At 69.5% G+C, this 20277-nt stretch carries 15 protein-coding genes; 5 read left to right on the top strand and 10 right to left on the bottom strand.

Translation table 11 applies throughout. The annotated features are described in order from the left end of the window. Positions 1–2: 2 nt before the first annotated feature. Positions 3–1457, bottom strand: a complete 1455-nt coding sequence (locus BLU77_RS06795) for a GuaB1 family IMP dehydrogenase-related protein (RefSeq protein ID WP_089772251.1) — start codon at positions 1455–1457, stop codon at positions 3–5. A gap of 93 nt (positions 1458–1550) precedes the next feature. Between BLU77_RS06795 and BLU77_RS06800 the strand changes: the two genes are divergently transcribed. The 3 genes from BLU77_RS06800 (at position 1551) to BLU77_RS06810 (ending at position 5278) form a co-directional block, all read left to right on the top strand. Next, complete coding sequence (locus BLU77_RS06800; RefSeq protein WP_089772252.1) at positions 1551–2249, top strand: YqaJ viral recombinase family protein; 699 nt, start codon at positions 1551–1553, stop codon at positions 2247–2249. A gap of 13 nt (positions 2250–2262) precedes the next feature. Continuing rightward, on the top strand, positions 2263–4191 hold the full coding sequence (gene dxs, locus BLU77_RS06805) for a 1-deoxy-D-xylulose-5-phosphate synthase (protein WP_089773039.1): 1929 nt from the start codon (positions 2263–2265) through the stop codon (positions 4189–4191). Between the two features lie 76 nt (positions 4192–4267). Next, positions 4268–5278: a ribose-phosphate diphosphokinase gene (locus BLU77_RS06810; RefSeq protein WP_245708702.1), complete on the top strand. Its 1011-nt coding sequence runs from the start codon at positions 4268–4270 to the stop codon at positions 5276–5278. 73 nt (positions 5279–5351) lie between these two features. Here BLU77_RS06810 and BLU77_RS06815 read toward each other — a convergent pair whose 3' ends face one another. The 4 genes from BLU77_RS06815 to BLU77_RS06830 form a co-directional block, all read right to left on the bottom strand. Then, positions 5352–7382 (bottom strand): 3-hydroxyacyl-CoA dehydrogenase NAD-binding domain-containing protein, encoded by a 2031-nt coding sequence (locus tag BLU77_RS06815; protein ID WP_089772253.1) that lies wholly within the window; start codon positions 7380–7382, stop codon positions 5352–5354. Further along, on the bottom strand, positions 7379–8623 hold the full coding sequence (locus tag BLU77_RS06820) for a thiolase family protein (protein WP_089772254.1): 1245 nt from the start codon (positions 8621–8623) through the stop codon (positions 7379–7381). Before BLU77_RS06820 ends, BLU77_RS06815 begins: the two co-directional genes overlap by 4 nt. A 106-nt stretch (positions 8624–8729) precedes the next feature. Beyond that, positions 8730–10010, bottom strand: coding sequence for an HRDC domain-containing protein (locus BLU77_RS06825; protein ID WP_089772255.1), 1281 nt, complete (start codon positions 10008–10010; stop codon positions 8730–8732). Beyond that, the gene (locus BLU77_RS06830) at positions 10007–10585 is read right to left on the bottom strand and encodes a DUF3000 domain-containing protein (protein ID WP_245708703.1); all 579 of its coding nucleotides are present in this window, start codon (positions 10583–10585) and stop codon (positions 10007–10009) included. The genes BLU77_RS06825 and BLU77_RS06830 overlap by 4 nt, the downstream gene beginning before the upstream one ends. A gap of 113 nt (positions 10586–10698) precedes the next feature. Between BLU77_RS06830 and BLU77_RS06835 the strand changes: the two genes are divergently transcribed. Then, complete coding sequence (locus BLU77_RS06835) at positions 10699–11940, top strand: carboxylate--amine ligase (RefSeq protein WP_139177645.1); 1242 nt, start codon at positions 10699–10701, stop codon at positions 11938–11940. 5 nt (positions 11941–11945) lie between these two features. On the opposite strand, the gene BLU77_RS06840 is transcribed toward BLU77_RS06835, so the two are convergent. After that, positions 11946–12425, bottom strand: coding sequence for a hypothetical protein (locus BLU77_RS06840; protein ID WP_089773042.1), 480 nt, complete (start codon positions 12423–12425; stop codon positions 11946–11948). Between the two features lie 48 nt (positions 12426–12473). Continuing rightward, positions 12474–12899 carry an HIT family protein gene (locus BLU77_RS06845; protein WP_089772257.1) on the bottom strand — a complete coding sequence of 142 codons (426 nt, stop codon included), beginning with the start codon at positions 12897–12899 and terminating at the stop codon, positions 12474–12476. A gap of 81 nt (positions 12900–12980) precedes the next feature. Here BLU77_RS06845 and BLU77_RS06850 point away from each other — a divergent pair, with 81 nt between their 5' ends. Beyond that, complete coding sequence (locus tag BLU77_RS06850; protein WP_089773043.1) at positions 12981–13862, top strand: aminodeoxychorismate lyase; 882 nt, start codon at positions 12981–12983, stop codon at positions 13860–13862. A gap of 23 nt (positions 13863–13885) precedes the next feature. On the opposite strand, the gene treZ is transcribed toward BLU77_RS06850, so the two are convergent. Genes treZ through glgX form a run of 3 tightly spaced genes read right to left on the bottom strand, consistent with a single transcriptional unit; the run spans position 13886 to position 20246 of the window. After that, positions 13886–15619, bottom strand: coding sequence for a malto-oligosyltrehalose trehalohydrolase (gene treZ / locus BLU77_RS06855; protein WP_089772258.1), 1734 nt, complete (start codon positions 15617–15619; stop codon positions 13886–13888). Continuing rightward, positions 15616–18090: a malto-oligosyltrehalose synthase gene (treY, locus tag BLU77_RS06860; RefSeq protein ID WP_089772259.1), complete on the bottom strand. Its 2475-nt coding sequence runs from the start codon at positions 18088–18090 to the stop codon at positions 15616–15618. Before treY ends, treZ begins: the two co-directional genes overlap by 4 nt. Further along, positions 18087–20246: a glycogen debranching protein GlgX gene (gene glgX, locus BLU77_RS06865; protein ID WP_089773044.1), complete on the bottom strand. Its 2160-nt coding sequence runs from the start codon at positions 20244–20246 to the stop codon at positions 18087–18089. Before glgX ends, treY begins: the two co-directional genes overlap by 4 nt. Between the last annotated feature and the right edge of the window lie 31 nt (positions 20247–20277).

The raw sequence follows: 20277 nt of genomic DNA on the forward strand, positions 1-20277 counted from the left end.
CGTCACCACCCACCGGGGAGGGGGCGGCCCTCGTCGTACCCGGCCCTGGACTGGAGCCCGACCAGCGCCCGCTCGGCGAACTCGGGCAGGGTCACTGCCCCGGCATAGGTGCAGGCGCTGCGTAGGCCCGCCGTGATGTGGTCGAGCAGGTCCTCCACACCCGGACGTGCGGGGTCGAGGTAGATCTTCGACGCGGAGATCCCCTCCTCGTACAAGCTCTTACGGGCGCGTTCGAAGGCGCTGGCGTCGGCCGCGGTCCGTGCGGCCACCGCCCGGGAGGAGGCCATGCCGTAGCTCTCCTTGTACTGGCGCCCGTCCGGATCGGTCCGGAGGTCTCCGGTCGACTCGTACGTGCCGGCGAACCAGGACCCCACCATCACCTGACTGGCGCCGGCAGCCAGGGCCAGGGCGACGTCGCGCGGGTGGCGAATACCGCCGTCGGCCCACACGTACTTACCGAGCTCGCTCGCACGGGAGGCGCACTCTGCCACGGCCGAGAACTGCGGGCGTCCGACGGCGGTCATCATCCGGGTGGTGCACATCGCTCCGGGGCCGACGCCGACCTTGACGATGTCTGCCCCTGCCTCGACCAGGTCCGTGACACCATCAGCCGTCACCACGTTGCCGGCCACGATCGGGACCTGGGGGTCGAGTGCGCGCACGGCGCGGAGCGCCTCGATCATCTTCGCCTGGTGCCCGTGCGCGGTGTCCACCACCAGGACGTCGGCGCCGGCCTCGAGCAGTCCTCGGGCGCGGGCCGCGACGTCCCCGTTGACCCCGACAGCCGCTGCGATCCGCAAGCGGCCGGCATCGTCCAGGGCAGGCGTGTAGATGGAGGAACGAAGTGCACCGAGCCGGGTGAGGACACCGCACAGCCGACCGGACGTGTCCACCACCGGAGAGAATCGCCGTCGGGCGGCATGCTGGGTCTCGAACGCAGCGCGCAGCGCATCCGGCCCCTCCAGGACATCCAGGTCGAGCACCGTGGGGTCCGGCGACATGACGTCCTCGGTCTGGGTGAACTGGTCCACCCCCTGGCAGTCGGACCGGGTGACAACCCCGACGGGACGTCCCTGCTCCAGCACCACCGCTGCCCCGTGCGCCCTCTTGTCCAGCAGGGTCAGCACCGTGTGGACCGTATCCGTCGGAGCGACCGTCACCGGCGTCTCCAGCACCGGATGGCGCCCCTTGACCGAGGCGATCGTGCGGCGCACCTCGGCCAACGGCAGGTCCTGCGGGAGCACGGCGAGGCCGCCCCGGCGGGCCATCGTCTCCGCCATTCGACGGCCACTGATCGCCGTCATGTTCGCCACCACGATCGGGATGGTGGTGCCGGTGCCGTCGATGCTCGCCAGGTCCACGTCGAACCGGGAGGTGACCTCCGAGTACGACGGGGCGAGGAAGACGTCGTCGTAGGTGAGGTCGTGGGTGAGGTGGTGTCCCGGCAGGAATCTCATGATCTCAGACTAGGTGCTCCCGCTGACGGGCGGACAGGGTCGGCTCCGCGTGTGACCCCCGTCTGGGTGCCTGGGCCGTCGTAGGCTTCGGGGGTGATCGAGGCAGCCGGATACCGAGTGGTGCGCACGGGGGACGGCACCCCGGTGTCCTCCCGGCATCGTGTGGCGTGGCTGCGGGCCCGGTTGTGGGGCGTCACCGCCACGGACGCCCGCCGACTGGTCACCGCAACCGGCAGGGTGAGCAAGCAGCGTCGACGCCTCCTCGAGGCCAAGCTCACCGGGTGGGAAGGGCCCCGCCTGCCCCAATTCGAGCACGGGATCGAGCGAGAGCCAGTGATCGCCGCGTGGGTGCAACAACGGTTCGGTATCGCCCCGAGCGGTTGGCTCTGTGCCGGGACGAACCCGCGCCATCTCGCCACCCCGGACGGACTGGGCGAGCACTCGATCGCCGAGATCAAGACATCCGTGGACGACCTCGACGGTGCCGCGCGCACCTATCGGGACCAGCTGCAGTGGCAGCTGCACGTGACCGAGCGCGAGCGGGTGCTGTTCGTCGTGGAGAACCGGCACAGCTACCGGCGCGACTTCCGGTGGGTCGAGCGGGACGACGAACGCATCGCGATGCTGTCTGAGCATGCCGACTCCTTCCTCCACGAGCTGGACGAGTTGCGCGCCCTGCACGTGGCCGCGGGTGATGAGCTGCTCGATCATCGGTCCGGTCGCCTGGTGCAGGACCTGAGTCCCGGCCCGCAGCCGGTACGGGCACGTACGATGGACTCCCGAGCAGGCTAGGACGGGAGTGGACGTGAGCGAGCTGGAGAACCTGCGTAGCCCGGACGACCTGCGCACGCTGAGCCCGCGGCGGGTGCGTGCCCTCGCCGAGGACATCCGGGAGTTCCTGGTGGACTCGGTCTCCCGCACCGGGGGGCACCTCGGGCCCAACCTCGGTGTGGTCGAGCTGACCCTCGCCATCCATCGGGTGTTCTCCTCGCCCCGCGACTCCATCGTGTTCGACACCGGCCACCAGGCATACGTGCACAAGCTGCTGACCGGACGACAGGATTTCTCGACGCTCCGTCAGCGCGGTGGCCTCTCCGGGTACCCCAGCCGCGCCGAGTCCGACCACGACGTGGTGGAGAACTCGCATGCCTCCACGGCGCTGTCCTGGGCCGACGGTATCTCCCGTGCCCGGCTGCTCGCCGGGGACACCGATCGATACGTCGTTGCCGTCATCGGCGACGGTGCGCTGACCGGCGGGATGGCCTGGGAGGCCCTGAACAACCTGGCCGACTCGCCGGACCAGCGCCTCGTGATCGTGGTCAACGACAACGGCTGGTCCTACTCGCCGACCGTCGGCGGCCTGGCCCGCTACCTGGACGCCGTGCGCACCGATCGCAACTACGAGCGGGTGCTCGGCTGGGGAAAGCGCACCCTGCAGGGCGCAGGCGCGCCCGGGCGACTCACCTATGACGCGCTGCACGGCATGAAGAAGGGGCTCAAGGATGTGCTCCGCCCTCAGCAGGGCCTCTTCGAGGAGCTGGGCCTGAAGTCGATCGGACCCGTCGACGGGCACGACCTGGACGCCCTGGATGCCGCACTGCGCAGCGCCCGCGGGTACGCCGGCCCGGTGATCGTGCACGCCGTTACGCAGAAGGGCCGTGGCTATGTGCCCGCCGAGAGCGATGCGGTGGACCGGTTCCACACGGTCGGCAAGATCCACCCGGAGACCGGGCTCCCGGTGGTGCCGTCCCGGTTCGGGTGGACGGCTGTCTTCGGTGACGAGATCCTCACGATCGCGAGATCCCGGTCCGATATCGTCGGGATCACCGCAGCGATGCCGGAACCGGTCGGCCTGGCACCGATGGCGCGGGAGATGCCGGACCGAGTGATCGACGTCGGGATTGCCGAGGAGCACGCCCTCACTTCGGCAGCCGGGATGGCGTTCGCCGGGATGCATCCGGTGGTCTCGCTCTACGCCACGTTCCTGAACCGTGCCTTCGACCAGCTGCTGATGGATGTGGCCTTGCACCGGGCCGGGGTGACGATCACCCTGGATCGCGCGGGACTCACCGGAACCGACGGCGCCAGTCACAACGGCATGTGGGATGTAGCCCTGTTGCGGCTCGTGCCCGGGTTGCGGCTCGCGGCGCCGCGCGACGAGGAGACGCTCCGGACGGCGTTGCGCGAGGCGGTCGCGGTGTCCGACGCTCCCACGGTCGTGCGCTACCCCAAGGGCGACCTGCCCGAGCCGTTGCCGGCACAGGGCCGGATGGCCGGGATGGACGTGCTCGCCCGTGCCGCCGGCGACGGGGACGCTCGCGTGCTCGTGGTCGGCATCGGTCCCTTCGCGACCACCGCCGTCGACGTCGTCGCCCGACTGAAGGATCAGGGGATCGGTGCCACCGCGGTGGATCCGCGGTGGGTGATCCCGGTCCCGGCTGGGCTGGTCGAGGCTGCGGCGGACGTGGATCTGGTGGTCACGATCGAGGACGGTCTGGTCACCTCAGGCTTCGGCGCCGCAGTGCGGGAGGCACTCGCCGAGCAGGGGCTCACCGTGCCAGTCCGCGCGCACGGCATCCCGCACCGGTTCCTCGCGCACGCCTCCCGCGGGCAGCTCGAGGAGGAGCTCGGGCTCCGTCCGCAGGACATCGCCAGGGACACGGCCGCGGCTGTCGCCCGGGACCAGCAAGGCATCGACATCACCAGCGCGCCGCGACCGTCGACGCAGCCCTGATGCCCCGAGATGAGTCGCTGGCGCGTGTCATCCCTTAGCATGATCGACAAGAGCCTCGCAGCTGAAGGGAACACCCGTGCGGAACGCCGGTACTTCGATCGCCGCCCGAGACATCGTGGTCTTCAGCGGCAGCGCACACCCGGCTCTGGCCGAGCGGATCTGTGGTGAGCTCGGCCTCGAGCTCAGCCCGTCTCGGATCACCCGATTCAGCAATGACTGCCTCCAGGCACAGCTCCTGGAGAACTGTCGCCAGCGGGACGTCTACATCGTGCAGCCGGTGGTGCCGCCCACGCAGGAGCACCTGATGGAGCTACTGCTGATGATCGATGCGGCTCGAGGTGCCTCAGCCGCCCAGATCACCGCAGTGATGCCGCACTACGCCTACGCGCGCTCCGACAAGAAGGATGCCTCACGCATCTCGCTCGGGGGCCGGCTCGTGGCCGACATGCTCGTCAGCGCAGGCGCCGACCGGGTCCTCACCATGACCCTGCATGCCCCTCAGGTGCACGGGTTCTTCTCGGTGCCGGTCGATCACCTCACGGCACTGGGGGTGCTCGCCGACCACTTCCGCGAGACCGACCTCACCGACTCCATCGTGGTCTCTCCGGACCTGGGCAACGCCAAGTCCGCGACGCAGTTCGCCCGGCTGCTCGGTCTGCCGGTCGCGGCCGGGAACAAGCAACGGCTCGCCGATGATCGCGTGGTGATCGACGCGATCGTCGGTGATGTGGCCGGCAAGCGCGCGATCGTCCTCGATGACGAGATCGCCACCGGTGGCTCGATCGTGGAACTGATGGACCGTCTCTCCGACGCCGGCTGTACCGGAGCCTCGGTGGCCTGTACCCACGGACTGTTCACTGGGCCAGCGATGCAACGGCTGCGTGACCACCCCAAGATCTCCGAGGTGGTCACCACGGACACCGTGCCGGCCCCGCCGGAGTGGCACGACCTGACGGTGCGGTCCACGTCCCAGCTGTTCGCCGAGGCGATCCGCCGCGTGCATGTGGGGGAGTCGGTGAGCAGTCTGTTCGACGGTGTGGACCCCACGCACGCACCACCGCAACGCACCCTCTTCGAAGCAGTCTGATTCTGCCAGCACCCACCTGGCGGCTGGTCGACTCGCAGAACGCACCCGCGTGCGCCCTGCGAGCCGAGAACTGTCAGGACGTGCGGTTCAGGTAGGGCGTGATGCCACCGAGGTGGAACGGCCAGCCGGCACCGAGGATCATGCCGAGATCGATGTCGGCCGCCTCGGCGACCACGTGCTCGTTCAGCATCAGCTCCACCTCCTCGGCCAGGGCGTCCCGGACCCGCTGCAGGAGGCCGGCCTCGTCCTGGCCTCCGACCTCAGCCCGTGACCCGAAGTACTGCTCGATGCTCGTGTCGACAGGTGAGGAGGCACTCGGGCGACCCTCGTACTCCACGAACGCGGCGCCGTCGGCGATCATCGCAGCGAGGCCGGGGGAAGTGGGGTAGCGCTCCCCGAGGTGCTCGCGCAGCGTGTCCAGCACGTGGCCGGCGACCGCCGGACCGACCAGCTGGAGCAACTGGAACGGCCCCATCGGCAGGCCCAGCGGCCAGAGCGCACGATCAGCCGTCCGCACCTCGGTGCCGTCCTCCAAGGAACCGAGAATCTCACCGAGCAACCGAACGAGCAGGCGGTTGACTACGAATCCGGGAGCGTCCGCCACGGCGATGGCGGACTTGCGGCATGCCGCGGCCACGGCGAACGCGGTGGCGTACGCGGCGTCGTCGGTGTGCTCGGCCCGGACCACCTCCACCAGTGGCATCTGTGCCACCGGGTTGAAGAAGTGCAGTCCCACCACTCGCTCGGGGTGCGTCAGATCCGCGGCCATAGCGGAGACCGAGAGTGCGGAGGTGTTCGTGGCCAGTACCGCATCCGGGCTGACCACCTGCTCCAGCTCGGCGAAGACCTGCTTCTTGATGTCCAGCTCTTCGAAGACCGCCTCGATCACCAGGTCGGCCGAACCCAGATCCTCGAGCACTGTCGTGGCGCTGACGAGGGACCGGATCCGGTTCCCCTCCGCGGCAGTGATCCTGTCCTTGGTGACCAGTTTCTGCACCTCATCCGCCACGAACTGCAGGCCGCGCTCGGTGCGGGTGCTGTCCAGGTCGCGCATCACCACCGGCACGCGCATCCGGCGCGCGAAGAGCAGCGCAAGCTGCGAGGCCATCAGTCCGGCACCGGCGATCCCGACCGACCGGACCGGACGGGCGAGCTCCTGGTCGGGGGCACCGACCGGCGCCTTCGCTCGTCGGGTGGTGAGATCGAAGGCGTAGACGGACGCGGCGAACTCCGGCGAGCAGATCAGGTCGGTCAGGGCCGCGTTCTCCGCCTCGAAGCACTCGTCGCGGTCGCCACCTGCGGACAGGTGCAACAGATCCAGCGCCAGGCCGGGGGCGGGCGCCGCCTCGTGCAGGCGTGACTGCACCTCGGTCCGGGCCGATTCCACGAGCGCACGCGCGGTGTCCGGATCGTCCCGCTCGCCGCGCGGGGGCACGGTCGCTCCACCGATCACCTGGGCGCTCCAGCGTAGCGACTCCGCGACGAAGTCGGCTGGGTCCAGCACCACATCGGCGATACCCAGCCGGGCCGCTTCGGGACCACTGAGCTGGGTGTTCTGCCGCAGCGGGTTCTCCACGATCACGCTGAGCGCCCGTTCCATCCCGATCAGCCGGGGGAGCAGATAGGTGCCGCCCCAGCCGGGGATGAGGCCGAGGAACACCTCGGGCAGACCGATCCCGCGCACGGCGCCGGAGACCGTGCGGTAGTGGCAGGAGAGCGCGAGCTCCAACCCGCCGCCGAGCGCGGCACCGGACACGAACGCGAAGGTCGGGACCGGCATGTCGCTGAGCAGCCGGAACGTCTCATGACCGGCCACCGCGATCCCACGCGCCGCCTCGGGGCTGGTCAGCTCGGCCGCACCGTGCAGATCTGCGCCCGCGGCGAAGTGGAACGGCTTGCCGGTGACTGCCACACCGACGATCTCGCCTGCGCGAGCGCGGATGGTGAGGCTCTCCAGGGCTGCACGGAGCTCGGCCATCCCCTCGGGACCGACGGTGTTCGGCTTGCGTGGCCCGGCGCCGTTGTCGAGGGTGATCAGGGCCAGGGTGCCATGACCGCTCAGGGTGACGTCCCGGACCAGTGAGTGGGTGACGCGTTCGCTCATCGGGTGACCTCTTCCTGACGTGAATCTGCTGCACCGACCCGGGTTGAGGCGTCGTGGTGCGGGTTCTCCCAGATCACCGTCCCGCCCTGGCCGAGTCCCACGCACATCGTGGTCATGCCGTATCGCACCTCGGGACGCTCGGCGAACCGGCGAGCCAGCTGGCTCATCAGCCGCACACCCGAGGCGGCCAACGGGTGCCCCACCGCAATCGCTCCGCCATAGGGGTTCACTCGTTCGTCGTCGTCGTCGATGTCGAAGGCGTCCAGGAAGGCGAGCACCTGGACGGCGAACGCTTCGTTGATCTCGATCGCACCGATGTCGTCCATGGTCAGTCCGGCGAGCTCGAGTGCTCGGTGCGTGGCCGGCACCGGGCCCACTCCCATCACCTCGGGGTCGACACCCGCATAGGCGTAGGAGACGAGGGTCATGCGGGGCTGCAGGTGCAGGCTCTCTGCGGTCTCGGCATCCATCAGCAGCGCCGCTGTCGCACCGTCGGTCAACGGGGAGGACGTGGCGGCCGTGACCCGTCCGCCCGGCCGGAACGGCGTCGGGAGAGTCGCCATGGCTGCGACCGTGGTCTCCGGCCGTGGTGGCTCGTCGGCGGTGGCCAGGCCCCACCCACGCTCCGGATCCGGAACCGCGACCGGGACCAGGTCACCGGTGATGTGCCCGTCCGCCAGCGCCTGGGCGTACTTGCGCTGCGAGGCTTCCGCGTAGCTGTCCGCCCGTGCGCGGGTGAGCCGTGGGTAGCGGTCGTGCAGGTTCTCCGCCGTGGCTCCCATCACGAGGGCGTCGGCAGCAACCAGACGTTCGGCGACGAACCGAGGATTCACGTCGGCACCGGCCCCCAGCTGATGGCGCCCCATGTGTTCAACCCCGCCGGCCACAGCGACATCGATCGCACCGACGGCGATCTGAGCCGCGACATTGGTCACGGCGGTCATCGCACCTGCGCACATCCGATCGATCGCGTAGCCAGGCACCGCGCGAGGCAGGCCGGCCAATATCCCGACGGTCCGTCCGAGCGTGAGGCCCTGGTCGCCATCCTGCGTGGTGGCGGCGATCGCCACGTCGCCGATCCGGTCCGGTACCACGCTGGGGTGGCGGTGGAGCAGCTCGCGGACGACAGCGACGGAGATGTCGTCCGCGCGGGTGTGTGCGTACAAGCCGTCCGGCTTGGCACGACCGAACGGGGATCGGACAGCGTCAACGAGGACGACGTCGCGGCCGAGCAAGGGCATGAAGACCTCCGGGTCACAACAGTGGGACTGGAAGTACTAGGTACTTCTGTTCCACTCTAACCCGTCGGTGCGGTGGTGCGAGTCCGGTGCATCGGCCAGGTGCGCTTCAGGGGTGCACGTGCAGCAACCCCGACGCCAGGGGTTCGGCGACGAGACTGGTCTGCCACGGCCGCGCGCCGAGCGTCGTGAGGGTCTCGGTGACCGTCTGCGTGGACACGTGCCGTGGCGGCTCCCAGGCCAGCCTGCGCTGGTACTCGGGGGTGAGGAGGTTCTCCTGCGGAAGCTGGAGCTGGTCGGCCAGGGACCGCACGGTACCGCGAACGACGTCCAGACGCGCCGCAGCCTCCGGGTGGCGGTCCTTCCACGCGCGAGGTGGGGGCAGGGTGTCGGTGGCCGGGCCCCGCCGCGACGGATGCTCGGACGGGTCGAGTGCGCAGGCTCGGGTCACGGCCTCGAACCAGATCCGGGTTCGTCGGGCCGCGGCCTTGTGCCGGAAGGGACGCAGAGCCGCGAGCTCGGGCATCGAGGTCGGCTTCGTCGTGGCAGCGGCGACGATCGCGGCATCCGAGAGGATCCGGCCAGGGGAGATGTCGGCGCGGCGTGCCTCATCCTCGCGGGTCTGCCACAGCTCGCGCACGATGGCCAGGCCCAGTCCGTCACGGACGTGGTGCGAACCCGAGGTGCGGCGCCACGGCTGACGGCGTGGTGGCGGCCCGGGCGCAGTGCGCACTGCCTCGAACTCCTGCAGCGCCCATTCGAGCTTGCCTGTCTCAGCCAGCTCGGCGGCCAGGCGATCACGGAGCTCGACGAGCACCTCCACATCCAGCGCCGCGTACCTCAGCCACGCCTCCGGCAACGGGCGGGTGGACCAATCGGCGGCCGAGTGCTCCTTCGCCAGCTCGAGGCCGAGCTCGCTGGCGACCATCGCGCCGAGTCCGACCCGGTCGCGCCCGAGGAGGCGCCCAGCGAGCTCGGTGTCGAACAGTCGCGTCGGGACCAGGTGCACCTCGGCAAGGCACGCCAGGTCCTGGCTCGCGGCGTGCAGGACCCACTCCGCGCCGTCGAGGACCTCCGAGAGGGAACTCAGGTCAGGCAGCTGCTGTGGATCGATCAGCGCCGTTCCGGCACCGGCACGGCGCAGCTGCACGAGGTAGGCGCTCTGTCCATAGCGGAATCCTGAGGCTCGCTCGGCATCGATGGCGACCGGGCCCGTACCCGCTGCGAACGCCGTGACGATGGCCGCCAGGGCCGGTGCGGTGTCGACGACGTCCGGGATTCCTTCGGCTGGCTCGCGCAGCGGGGTCAGCGGGGCGGTGGTGCCCTCGGCGTCGGCCGCGCCCTCGGGCTGGGCCGCTGCCGCAGCGGGGGGCTCGGTCGGTGGTGTCATCGTCTCTGCTTCAGCTGGCTCACATTGTCGGGGATCGGCGGCAGTCCGGCCGCCTGGCAGGTCATCAGCGCCCAGGATCGCAGATGCGGGGCCAGGTCGGTGTCTTCGGGGGTCCAGGAGGCCCGGATCTCGATCTCCACCTCGCCCGAACGCAGTTCGAGCCCGCCGAACGTCTCCGAGAGCACCCTCGTCACGGTGCCGGAGAGTGAGTGATAGGCCACGTCCTCGGTAGCCAGCGCCTCGGTGAGCCAGGTCCAGCCCACCTCACCGAGCATCGGATCGGCAGCGAACTCCTGCTCCAACGTGGCACGCGCCATCACGATCACCCGAAACTCACCGTTCCAGGCGTCCTGGCCGTCCGGGTCATAGAGCACCACGAAGCGGCCGTTCCCGATCATGTCGTCCGGGTCCGCGGTGGGGTTCACCTCCCCCGTGAGGGCGAGGGCGTACGGGGCGATCCGCGTGGGTGCGGGGACTTCCTCGAGATGGAACTCGGGCCGCATCCGGTGCCCCCGCAGGCTCAACAACGCAGCCTCGAAGTCCGGGGGAGCGACCGGAGTTCGTTGCACGTTCACCGCTCCAGGCTAGGCTGCGTGACCCGGTCGGAGTCGATGGCGCGCCGGGCAGGAGTGGGTAGACTCGCCCGGGCTCGAGACCGGGCCGCCGGTCGTAGTGGAGGAGGTGGGCGATGCGCCCGACGGCATTGTGTCCGGTGCTGCTTGGTACGGACCTGGGCATCTACGCGATGGCACGGTCCTTCCACGAGGCCTATGGCGTGCATTCGGTGGTGGTCAGTGAACAGCCGCGGGGGCCGATCAACGATTCGGCGATCGTGCAGAACATTTTCACCGGTGCCGACGCCACTGACGAGGACACCCTGAGCGCCTTGGACCGAATCGCCGCCGACCATCCCGACGAGGTCCGGGTCCTCGTGGTGAACTCCGACCACCAGCTGGCCTTCGTGATGCGGCACCGAGCGCGTCTGGAGGCGCAGTACGTCCTGCCGTTCGCTGCCGAGGAGGTGGTGAACCGGCTCGCCGACAAGCGCGCCATGAACGCGGTGCTCGCCGAGCTCGCCATCCCGGCACCGCGCACGGTCGAGGTGACGGCGCTCCCGCGGGACGAGCAGGCCTGGCGGGATGCCTGCGCCGAGCTGTCCTTCCCGATCGTGATGAAGCCGTTCGCCGGAGCCGAGTTCGAGGAGCTGCACTTCACCGGCCGCCGGAAGGTGTACCAGCTCAGCGATGCCGATGCGCTGGTCACGGAGCTGGACCGCATCGCTGCGGCCGGCTACGGCGGCACGATGCTGCTCCAGGAGCTCATCCCCGGCGACGACACGGCCAATCGCGTCGTCAATTGCTACCGCGACTCCCGTGGGGAGTTGACGATGGCAGCGTCCGGTCACGTCCTGCTGGCGATGCACCAGCCCACCTTCATCGGCAACTCCGCCGTGATCATGGTCGACTACGACGCCGCCCTCATCGACGCGGTGCGGCGCGTCCTGGATGCCGTGAACTACCGCGGTTTCGCCAGCGTGGACTTCAAGGTGGACCCGCGCGACGGCATTGCTCGACTACTCGACATCAACCCGCGCCCCGGCCGCTCGCACTACTACGCGAACGTCGGTGGAGCGTCCACGGCACGATCCCTGGTGGCGGACTTCGTGCTCGACGAAGCACTGCCTACCCAGGAAGCGCGTGCCCCGGGGGTCTATGCCTACATCCCGCCGTTCGTGCTGCGCCGATACGTGCGCGACGCGGACCTGTACCGGCGCGCACGAGACGTGCTCCGCCGTCGGAAGGCCGTGCACCCGCTGGACTACGCAGCGGACCGGAACCCGCGGCGGTGGCTGTACCGGATCCTCGCGCAGGTGAACCAGCTGAGGGCGCTGCGGACGTACTACCCCCGCCCCACCGACTCCGGTTTCTGAACCGCTCAGCCGAGCCGGTTGGTGCCCGAGTACAGGTGCAGCACCGGCAGCCCGAGATCGTCCCGGGCGCGGGAGGCCCAGTCCCGGTGGAAGGTGTCGTCCACGGCGTGCGGCCGGGTGACCACCACGAGCTGGTCGGCCGAGAGGGAGTTGACCGCCTGCCGCAGCACCGGGATCGGGTCATCGGCGATCACCGCACCGTCGGCGGTGACGTCGGCGTCGGCGAACCGGCGCAGCGAGGTGGCCAGCGCCTCATCCGCTGCCATCCGGGTTTCCTCCGGGGACGGGCGATGGGTGAGCTCGTGCCACGCCTCGCGCAGCTCACCCAGACTCAGGTGATCGATGAAGTCGGTGACCAGGCTGCGCTCAGTGTCCTCGGGCACAAGCACGTGGAACCGGGTGTCCCGTTCGGCGTGCAGGTTCACGATCGCAGCGACGTCGGACTCGCGGAGGGCCTCTTCGGAGAGGACGATGATCACGGCCATGGCACGAGCATAGGTCCCGACGGCGGACGTCAGCCCGGTGAACGCCATCTAGCCGGGAACATGCGTGCCCAGGCCGGCTGCCCGCAGCGCCTGCCGGAGCGCCTCGGCGGCCTCGTCGAGCTCGGCGCCGGGAACGTCGTGCGCTGCGGCGGCCAGGTCGAAGTCTGCGGAGGACTGCGAGGGCCACACGTGCACGTGGGTGTGTGGAATCTCGTACCCCTGGATGAGCAGTCCGATGCGCTGTGGACTGAACGCCGACCGCTGAGCCGCACCGATGTGGCGCGCCACGGTCAACAGGTGCGACCAGATCTCCTCCGGGAGATCGGGCCAGTGATCGACCTCGGCGCGCGGGACCACCAGGGTGTGCCCCGGCTGCAACGGCTCGATCGTGAGGAACGCCGCACAGACGTCGTCCTCCCACACGAAGCGGCCGGGGATGTCGCCGTCCAGGATGCGGGTGAAGAGGGTGCTCATGCAGGAAGGGTAGTCCGCGACGCCCAGGGAGCACTCGTTAGGGTGAGCACACCGTTCACCGGCTGGTACGAAGGAGGAACCGTGACCACTGCGAGCGTCATGCTCGTGACCGCCCCGACCGTGCAGGAGCAGGTCGACGGTGTCGGCTTTCACGAGGTGGACCCCGACACCCCACAGCTGCGGGTCACCGACCTCGGCGCCACCCGGGGCGATGGCGTGTTCGAGACGATCGGTGTGATCGACGGCCATCCCCAGTCGCTCACGTCCCATCTGGAGCGGCTCGCCGCCTCCGCGGCCATGCTCGACCTTCCGCAGCCCCGGCTATCGGTGTGGCGTGCCGCTGTGCAGGCAGTGCTGGCCGCGGTGACCCCCGCACCTGAGATGTCGGTCAAGGTGGTGCTCACCCGCGGCGAGGAGGGAGCCGGCCGATGCACCGGGTGGGTCCGGGTGGCGCCCGGGCCGGATCTGAGCCGTGCGCGCGCCGACGGGGTGGCGGTGCTCACCCTGGACCGGGGATATCGCGCCGATGTGGCCGAGACGGCTCCGTGGCTGCTCCAGGGCGCGAAGTACACCTCCTATGCGGTGAACATGGCGGCTCTGCGACACGCCCGCCGGGAGGGCGCAGAGGATGTGATCTTCGTCAGTTCCGACGGCGCGGTGCTGGAAGGCCCGACCGCGTCCGTGGTGCTCCGGCTCGGCGACGAGCTGGTGACGCCCGGCACAGATCAGTCGATCTTGCCCGGGACCACGCAGGATCGGGTGTTCCGGTTCGCGGCCGAGGCAGGGCTGTCCACGCGAGCGCGGCGCGTGGAGGCCCGCGAGCTGACCGACACCGAGCACATCTGGTTGTGCTCGAGTCTGCGGCTGTGTGCCCCGGTGCGCCGGCTGGACGGGCGGGACCTCGCCGTCGATCACGACCTGACCGCGCGGATGCTCAGCTGGCTCCGGCGCGTGCACGACTGAGGCGCGTGCACGACTGAACGGCGTCACCGGGCGAGGATGGCGGCTCCCGGCGGGAGCAGCAGTCCCTCGCCGTCCCGTTCGGTCGGCGGGTCCCAGGCGAGCAGCACGTCCAGTTCCTGCGCACCCGGCAGTGGGATGCGCTGTGGTTCGGTGGCGACGTTCACCGCCACCGACACGGTGCCGCGTTGCATAAGCACCCACTCAGCGGTGGCCGTGACGTGGGTGTCCCGCCGATCTGGGCTGGACAGGTCCGCCGATTCCCTGCGCAACCAGATCAGCGCCCGGTAGAAGTCCGCGAGAGCGCGGTGCCGGCCGGTGTCCCGCTCGTTCCACTGCAGCACGCTCGCGGCCACTGTCTCGGGTGCCTGCGGGTCCGGCGCCTGCACCCCCGGTCCGTAGATCGCCTCCCAGCCGTGATCGGCGAACTCCCGGGCACGTCCGGCACGGATCGCCTCCGCCAGCTCCGGCTCGGCATGGTCGGTGAAGTAGAACCACGGGGTAGAGGCAGCCCACTCCTCACCCATGAACAGCATCGGGGAGCCGGGCCCACCGAGCAGCAGCGCCGCCGAAGCCGCGATCTGGGCGTCGGTCAGGGTCGCGGCCGGGCGATCCCCGCGGCCCCGGTTGCCCACCTGGTCATGGTTGCTGGTGAAGACCACGAACCGGTGGCCGTCGATGTGCTCGGGCACCGGGGCGCCCCAGTCCTTCCCACGGAAGGTCGAATAGCACCCGTCGTGCACGAACACGCGCTCCAGCGCGGTCTCCACGGTCTCGGGGGAGCCGAAGTCGACGTAGTAGCCGTGCCGCTCCCCGCTGACGTAGGCATGCAAGGCGTGGTGCACGTCATCTGCCCACTGGGCGGTCATCCCCAGCCCGCCGGCTGAGGTGGGGGTGACCATCGCGGCGTCGTTGAGATCGGACTCGGCGATCAGGGAGAGGGGGCGCCCGACCTCGTCGGCCAGCTGCTCCACGGCGTCCGCCAGCTCGGCGAGCAGGTGCCGGGGTGAGGTGTCGATGAGCGCATGGACAGCGTCCAACCGGAGGGCGTCCAGGTGGAAGTCCCGCAGCCAGCGGACCGCGTTGTCCACGATGAACCTGCGCACGGCGGGGCTGCCTGGTCCGTCCAGATTCACCGCATCGCCCCACGGGGTGCTGTGCGTATCGGTGAAGTACGGCCCGTAGAGGCCCAGATAGTTCCCGGACGGTCCGAGATGGTTGTAGACCACGTCGAGACTGACCGCGATCCCACGGGTGTGCGCAGCGTCGACGAATCGTTGCAGTGCCGCCGGGCCGCCGTAGGGTTCGTGGACGGCGTACAGTCCCACGCCGTCATACCCCCATCCGTACGTCCCGGGGAAGGCCGCGACCGGCATCAGTTGGATCATCTGCACCCCGAGATCGTGCAGGTAGTCCAGGTGCTCGGTGGCCGCGTCGAACGTCCCGGCCGCGGTGAAAGTGCCCACGTGCAGCTCATACAGCACCGCCCCGCGCACGTCTCGCCCTGGCCACGCATCGTCCCGCCAGTGGTACGCGGTCACGTCGAAGGTGCGGCTCGAGCCGTGCACTCCCTCCGGTTGCCACGGGCTCCGTGGGTCCGGGTACGGCCCGGCACCGTCGAGGACGAAGGCATAGTCGGTCCCCGCGGCGACGGTCCGTCCGAGGTCCCACCAGCCGTCCTGGATCGCAGTGAGCTGTTCCCGACGGCCGGCGATCTCGATCTCCACCTGCCCCGCCCTGGGGGCCCAGACACCGATCATGCGTCGGCCCGCTCCAGGACGACGACCGGTGAGGCGGCCAGCAGCGACGCGAGCGGAGTGTCCCCGCCGTCGGTGACGTGCCCGGTGAGCACGTCCCGCCAGCGTCCGGCGGGCAGCACCACCGAGTGCTCACCCCATCCACCGATTGCGCGCAGCACCACCGACAGTCGGGTCGCCACCGTCACGACGGCGTGCTCATCCCCAGCGGACCGGGCGAAGGCGATGGCGTGCGTGGTGGAGGTGGGCAGGGCGTGATGGGCCGCGTCAGGGCCGACGAAGGCGTCCGAACGCCGTCGACGCAGCCGCAGCAGGGCGGTCGTGAGCCGGAGCTTCTCTTCGGCAAGGTTCTGCGGTCCCGCTCCGGCGTCGAGGCGATCCAGCATCGCCGAGATCCGGGCATGGTCCACCGGTCGTCGGTTGTCCGGGTCCACCAGCCCCACCGTGGTGGTTTCCGTCCCTTGGTAGACGTCGGCGACGCCGGGCAGGGTCAGCTGCAGGGCCTTCGCGGCGAGCGTCGTCACACGGACCGGCTCCCGCGTGCGTTCCACCCACGCACCCATCAACGCGTGCACGTCAGAATGGGTCACCAACGCGGCAACGAACCGCTCCAGCGCCGCCTCCCGGTCCAGGTCCGGCGCCGTCCACGCCGTCCACTGCTTGGCTTCGCGGGACGCCTTGACGAGGTAGTCCGCGAGCCGGTCGGCGCTCAACGGTCCGTCCTCGGTCCACGTGCCGGCCAGGGTCTGCCAGAGCAGGTTCTCGGTGCGACCGTCCAGGTCGGCGGGCCGGATCTCCTCGGTGGCGGTCCGCAGGGCGCGCACGTGCTGCACCCAGGCTTCACCCAACTCGGAGAGCACCCCGACCCGGGCGCGCACGTCCTCACCGCGCTTGGCGTCGTGCGTGCTGGCGGCGGTCAGGGTGTGCGGGTGGTGCTGCTGAGCGCGCGATGCCCAGGCGTGCAGGGTGTCCGGACCGACGGCGAACCGGTGCGGGCTTCCGCCCACCTCGCACAGCGAGGTGAGATGGGTCCACCGGTAGAACGCGGTGTCCTCGACACCCTTGGCCATCACGGCGCCGCACACCTGCTGGAATCGGACGATCACTTCGTCCCGGCGCGCCTCGTGCTGTCGGCCGGCGCTGCCCACCTCGCGCCCGAGGACGAGGTCGGTGACCACCTCGAGGGTCTCCAACCGCTCCGGTTCGAGGTGTTCGGCTGCCTCGGCCGCCCACCGCTGGACCAGGGCGGCGGCCTCCGGAGCGAGCGGGTGATCGGGCACCACGTAGGCCCGATAGCGCTCACACGCCACGACCAGTTCCGTCACGCAATCGGTGATCGCGCGCAAGGTGTGGTCCCGGAGACGGACATCGTCGTCGCACAGCTCGGCGAGCAGCGTCGACAACCGGTGCACCTCGGCGTACAGCGAACCGGTGGCGATCTCTCGCTTCGCTGCAGCCACGACCGCCGGCAGCGTCCCCACGACGTCAGAGGTGAGCTCGGTCATCAGGGCTCCGAGCGGTGGGCCACCGGCCGGATCGGTGAGCACCTGGTTGATTCGCCAGGCCACGTCATATCCGGTGGTGCCCGCCACCGGCCAGTCCGGTGGGAGCTCCTCGTCCGGTTCCAGGATCTTCTCCGCGACGGTCCAGGCGCCGCCGGTGCGCTCATGGAGCCGCTGCAGATACTGGCGCGGGTCGGCGAGTCCGTCCGGATGGTCGATCCGCAGTCCGTCCACCAGCCCGGCGTCCATCAGTTCGAGGACCAGCGCGTGCGTCGCCTCGAACACCTCCGGGCGTTCCACCCGGATCGCCACGAGGGAGCCGACATCGAAGAACCGGCGGTAGTTCAGCTCTTCGTTCGCCACCCGCCAGTAGGCCAGCCGGTAGTGCTGACGCTGCAGCAGTTCGGCCAACGGAAGGTGCTCGGTACCGGCACGGATCGGGAACCGGTGCTCGTAGTAGCACAGCACCGGACGGTCCGGGGTGATCCGATTCTCCGGATCGTCCAGCGTCTGCACGGTGATCTCACCGGCTGCCATGGCTGCACCCACCCGCCGGCCGAGGATCGGCATCAGCACCTGAGCGTCGTCGGAGAAGTCCACGTCGAACCAGTCGGCGACGGGTGAGTCGGGACCGTGCTCGAGTAGGGACCACAGCTGGGCGTTGTGACTGGCCGGGGTGGGGACCGCCATGTGGTTGGGGACCACGTCCACGACGATGCCCAAGGAATGCTCCCGAGCGGCCCCCACGAGGCGCTCGAAGCCGTCGCGCCCACCCAGCACCTCACTGATCCGGGAGTGATCCACCACGTCGTAGCCGTGGGTGGATCCGGGCGCCGCGGCCAGGATGGGGGAGAGGTAGAGGTCGGTCACACCACGGCGGGCGAGTTCACCGGTCAGAGCAGCCGCGTCGTCGAAGGTCAGATCAGCGCCGAGCTGGAGACGATAGGTGGAGACGGGCACGCGGCGGGTCATGAGGAGTGGTCCGTGCTGTCCGCGCCGTCCCGGCTCGCCTCGGTGGCGGGCCGGGCGAGGATCACGATGCTGCGCCCGGTCACTGTCACGGCTGCCTCAGGGGCGAGCTCGGCCTCCAGGTCCTGGGCGGTATCCGTGCTCAGCACTGGGCTCCAGGTCTGGCCGTAGGAGGAGTCCGGCAGCGTGAAGTCCAGATCCTGCCCGTCTGCGTTGATGAGCACCAGGAGCGAGTCGTCGACCACCGGACGGCCACGAGCATCCGGTGCCTCGATCGCCTCACCGTTGAGGAAAACTCCGAGCGAGCGGGCGTAGGCGGTGTTCCACGCCTGGGAGTCCATCAGCGCACCGCTCGGGTCGAACCAGGCGATGTCCGGCAGCTCGGGCAGGCCGTTGGCAGCCGAGGTGGAACCGTTGAAGAAGCGACGACGTCGCAGCACGGGGTGGTCCCGGCGGAACGCGATCAGGGCACGGGTGAAGTCGAGCAGGCTCTGCGCGTCGGCGTCGAGGTCCCAGTCGATCCAGCTGGTCGGGTTGTCCTGGGCGTAGGTGTTGTTGTTCCCGCCCTGGGTGCGACTGAGCTCATCGCCGTGCGCGAGCATCGGTACGCCCTGGGAGAGCATCAGCGTGGTGAGGAAGTTGCGTTGCTGGCGAGAGCGCAGGGCGCGGATATCCAGGTCCTCGGTGGGTCCCTCGGTACCGCAGTTCCACGACCGGTTGTGGCTCTCGCCATCGCGGTTGTCCTCGCCATTGGCCGCATTGTGCTTCTCGTTGTAAGAGACGAGATCGCGCAGCGTGAAGCCGTCGTGCGCGGTGACGAAGTTGATGGACGCGATGGGTGTCCGGCCAGTCTGCTCGTACAGGTCGGAGGACCCGGTCAACCGGCTGGCGAACTCACCCAGCGTGGAGGGTTCGCCACGCCAGAAGTCACGGACGGTATCGCGGTACTTGCCGTTCCACTCCGTCCACAGCGGTGGGAACCCGCCCACCTGGTAGCCACCTGACCCGAGGTCCCATGGCTCAGCGATCAGCTTGACCTGAGAGATCACCGGGTCCTGCTGAATGATGTCGAAGAACGACGACAACCGGTCCACCTCGTGGAACTGCCGCGCCAGCGTGGCGGCCAGATCGAACCGGAAACCGTCCACGTGCATCTCGGTGATCCAGTACCGCAGCGAGTCCATGATCAGCTGCAGCACGTGCGGAGACCGCATCAGCAGCGAGTTCCCGGTCCCGGTGGTGTCGAAATAGTGCGCCTTGTCCTCGTCGACGAGCCGGTAGTACGAGGCGTTGTCCAACCCGCGCAGGGAGAGCGTGGGACCCATGTGGTTGCCCTCGGCTGTGTGGTTGTAGACCACGTCGAGAATCACTTCGATGCCGGCGGCGTGCATCGCCTTGACCAGGCTCTTGAACTCGAGCACCTGCTCCCCGCGGGAGCCCCACGCCGAATAGGCGTTGTGCGGGGCGAAGAATCCGACGGTGTTGTAGCCCCAGTAGTTCGTCAGGCCACGCTCGATCAAGGGTGGGTCCTGGACGAACTGATGCACCGGCATCAGCTCCAGGGCAGTCACCCCCAGGTCCACCAGGTGGGCGATCACGGCGGGGTGCGCCATCCCCGCGTAGGTGCCACGGATGTCTTCGGGCACCTCCGGGTGCTGCATCGTCATGCCTCGCACGTGCGCCTCATAGATGACGCTCTCGTGGTACTCGGTCTCCGGAGGGTGATCATGCCCCCAGTCGAAGAACGGGTTCGTCACCACCGAGGTCATCGTGTGACCGGCGGAGTCGAGGGTGTTCAGCTCGCCCGAGTCGTCACCGAAGTGGTAGGAGTACAGCGATTCGTGCCCGTCGATCTGTCCGTCGATCGCCTTCGCGTACGGATCGAGCAGCAGCTTCGAGCGGTTGCACCGGTGCCCCTCGCTCACGTCGTGCGGGCCGTGCACGCGGTAGCCGTAGCGCTGTCCGGGGCGGATCTCCGGCAGGTAGATGTGCCACACCGAGGCATCCACCTCGGTGACATCGATACGCTGCTCGGCGCCGTCGTCGTCGATGAGGCACAACTGAACTCGCTCGGCGACGCCGGAGTAGAGCGCGAAGTTGGTGCCGGTGCCGTTGAAGGTGGCGCCTAGCGGGTAGGCATGTCCGGGCCAAGTCTGCATGGTCACAGACTGCCACGCTTGGCGCCGCTGG

The organism is Ruania alba (assembly GCF_900105765.1).
Lineage (GTDB): Bacteria > Actinomycetota > Actinomycetes > Actinomycetales > Beutenbergiaceae > Ruania > Ruania alba.

Bases quoted from the DNA above. Each gene is read 5' to 3' on its own strand.
- BLU77_RS06835 (WP_139177645.1), top strand. From the start codon at position 10,699: ATGCGCCCGACGGCATTGTGTCCGGTGCTGCTTGGTACGGACCTGGGC.
- treZ (WP_089772258.1), bottom strand. From the start codon at position 15,619: ATGATCGGTGTCTGGGCCCCCAGGGCGGGGCAGGTGGAGATCGAGATC.
- BLU77_RS06840 (WP_089773042.1), bottom strand. From the start codon at position 12,425: ATGGCCGTGATCATCGTCCTCTCCGAAGAGGCCCTCCGCGAGTCCGAC.
- BLU77_RS06815 (WP_089772253.1), bottom strand. From the start codon at position 7,382: ATGAGCGAACGCGTCACCCACTCACTGGTCCGGGACGTCACCCTGAGC.
- treY (WP_089772259.1), bottom strand. From the start codon at position 18,090: ATGACCCGCCGCGTGCCCGTCTCCACCTATCGTCTCCAGCTCGGCGCT.
- BLU77_RS06825 (WP_089772255.1), bottom strand. From the start codon at position 10,010: ATGACACCACCGACCGAGCCCCCCGCTGCGGCAGCGGCCCAGCCCGAG.
- glgX (WP_089773044.1), bottom strand. From the start codon at position 20,246: ATGCAGACTTGGCCCGGACATGCCTACCCGCTAGGCGCCACCTTCAAC.
- BLU77_RS06820 (WP_089772254.1), bottom strand. From the start codon at position 8,623: ATGCCCTTGCTCGGCCGCGACGTCGTCCTCGTTGACGCTGTCCGATCC.
- BLU77_RS06845 (WP_089772257.1), bottom strand. From the start codon at position 12,899: ATGAGCACCCTCTTCACCCGCATCCTGGACGGCGACATCCCCGGCCGC.
- BLU77_RS06795 (WP_089772251.1), bottom strand. From the start codon at position 1,457: ATGAGATTCCTGCCGGGACACCACCTCACCCACGACCTCACCTACGAC.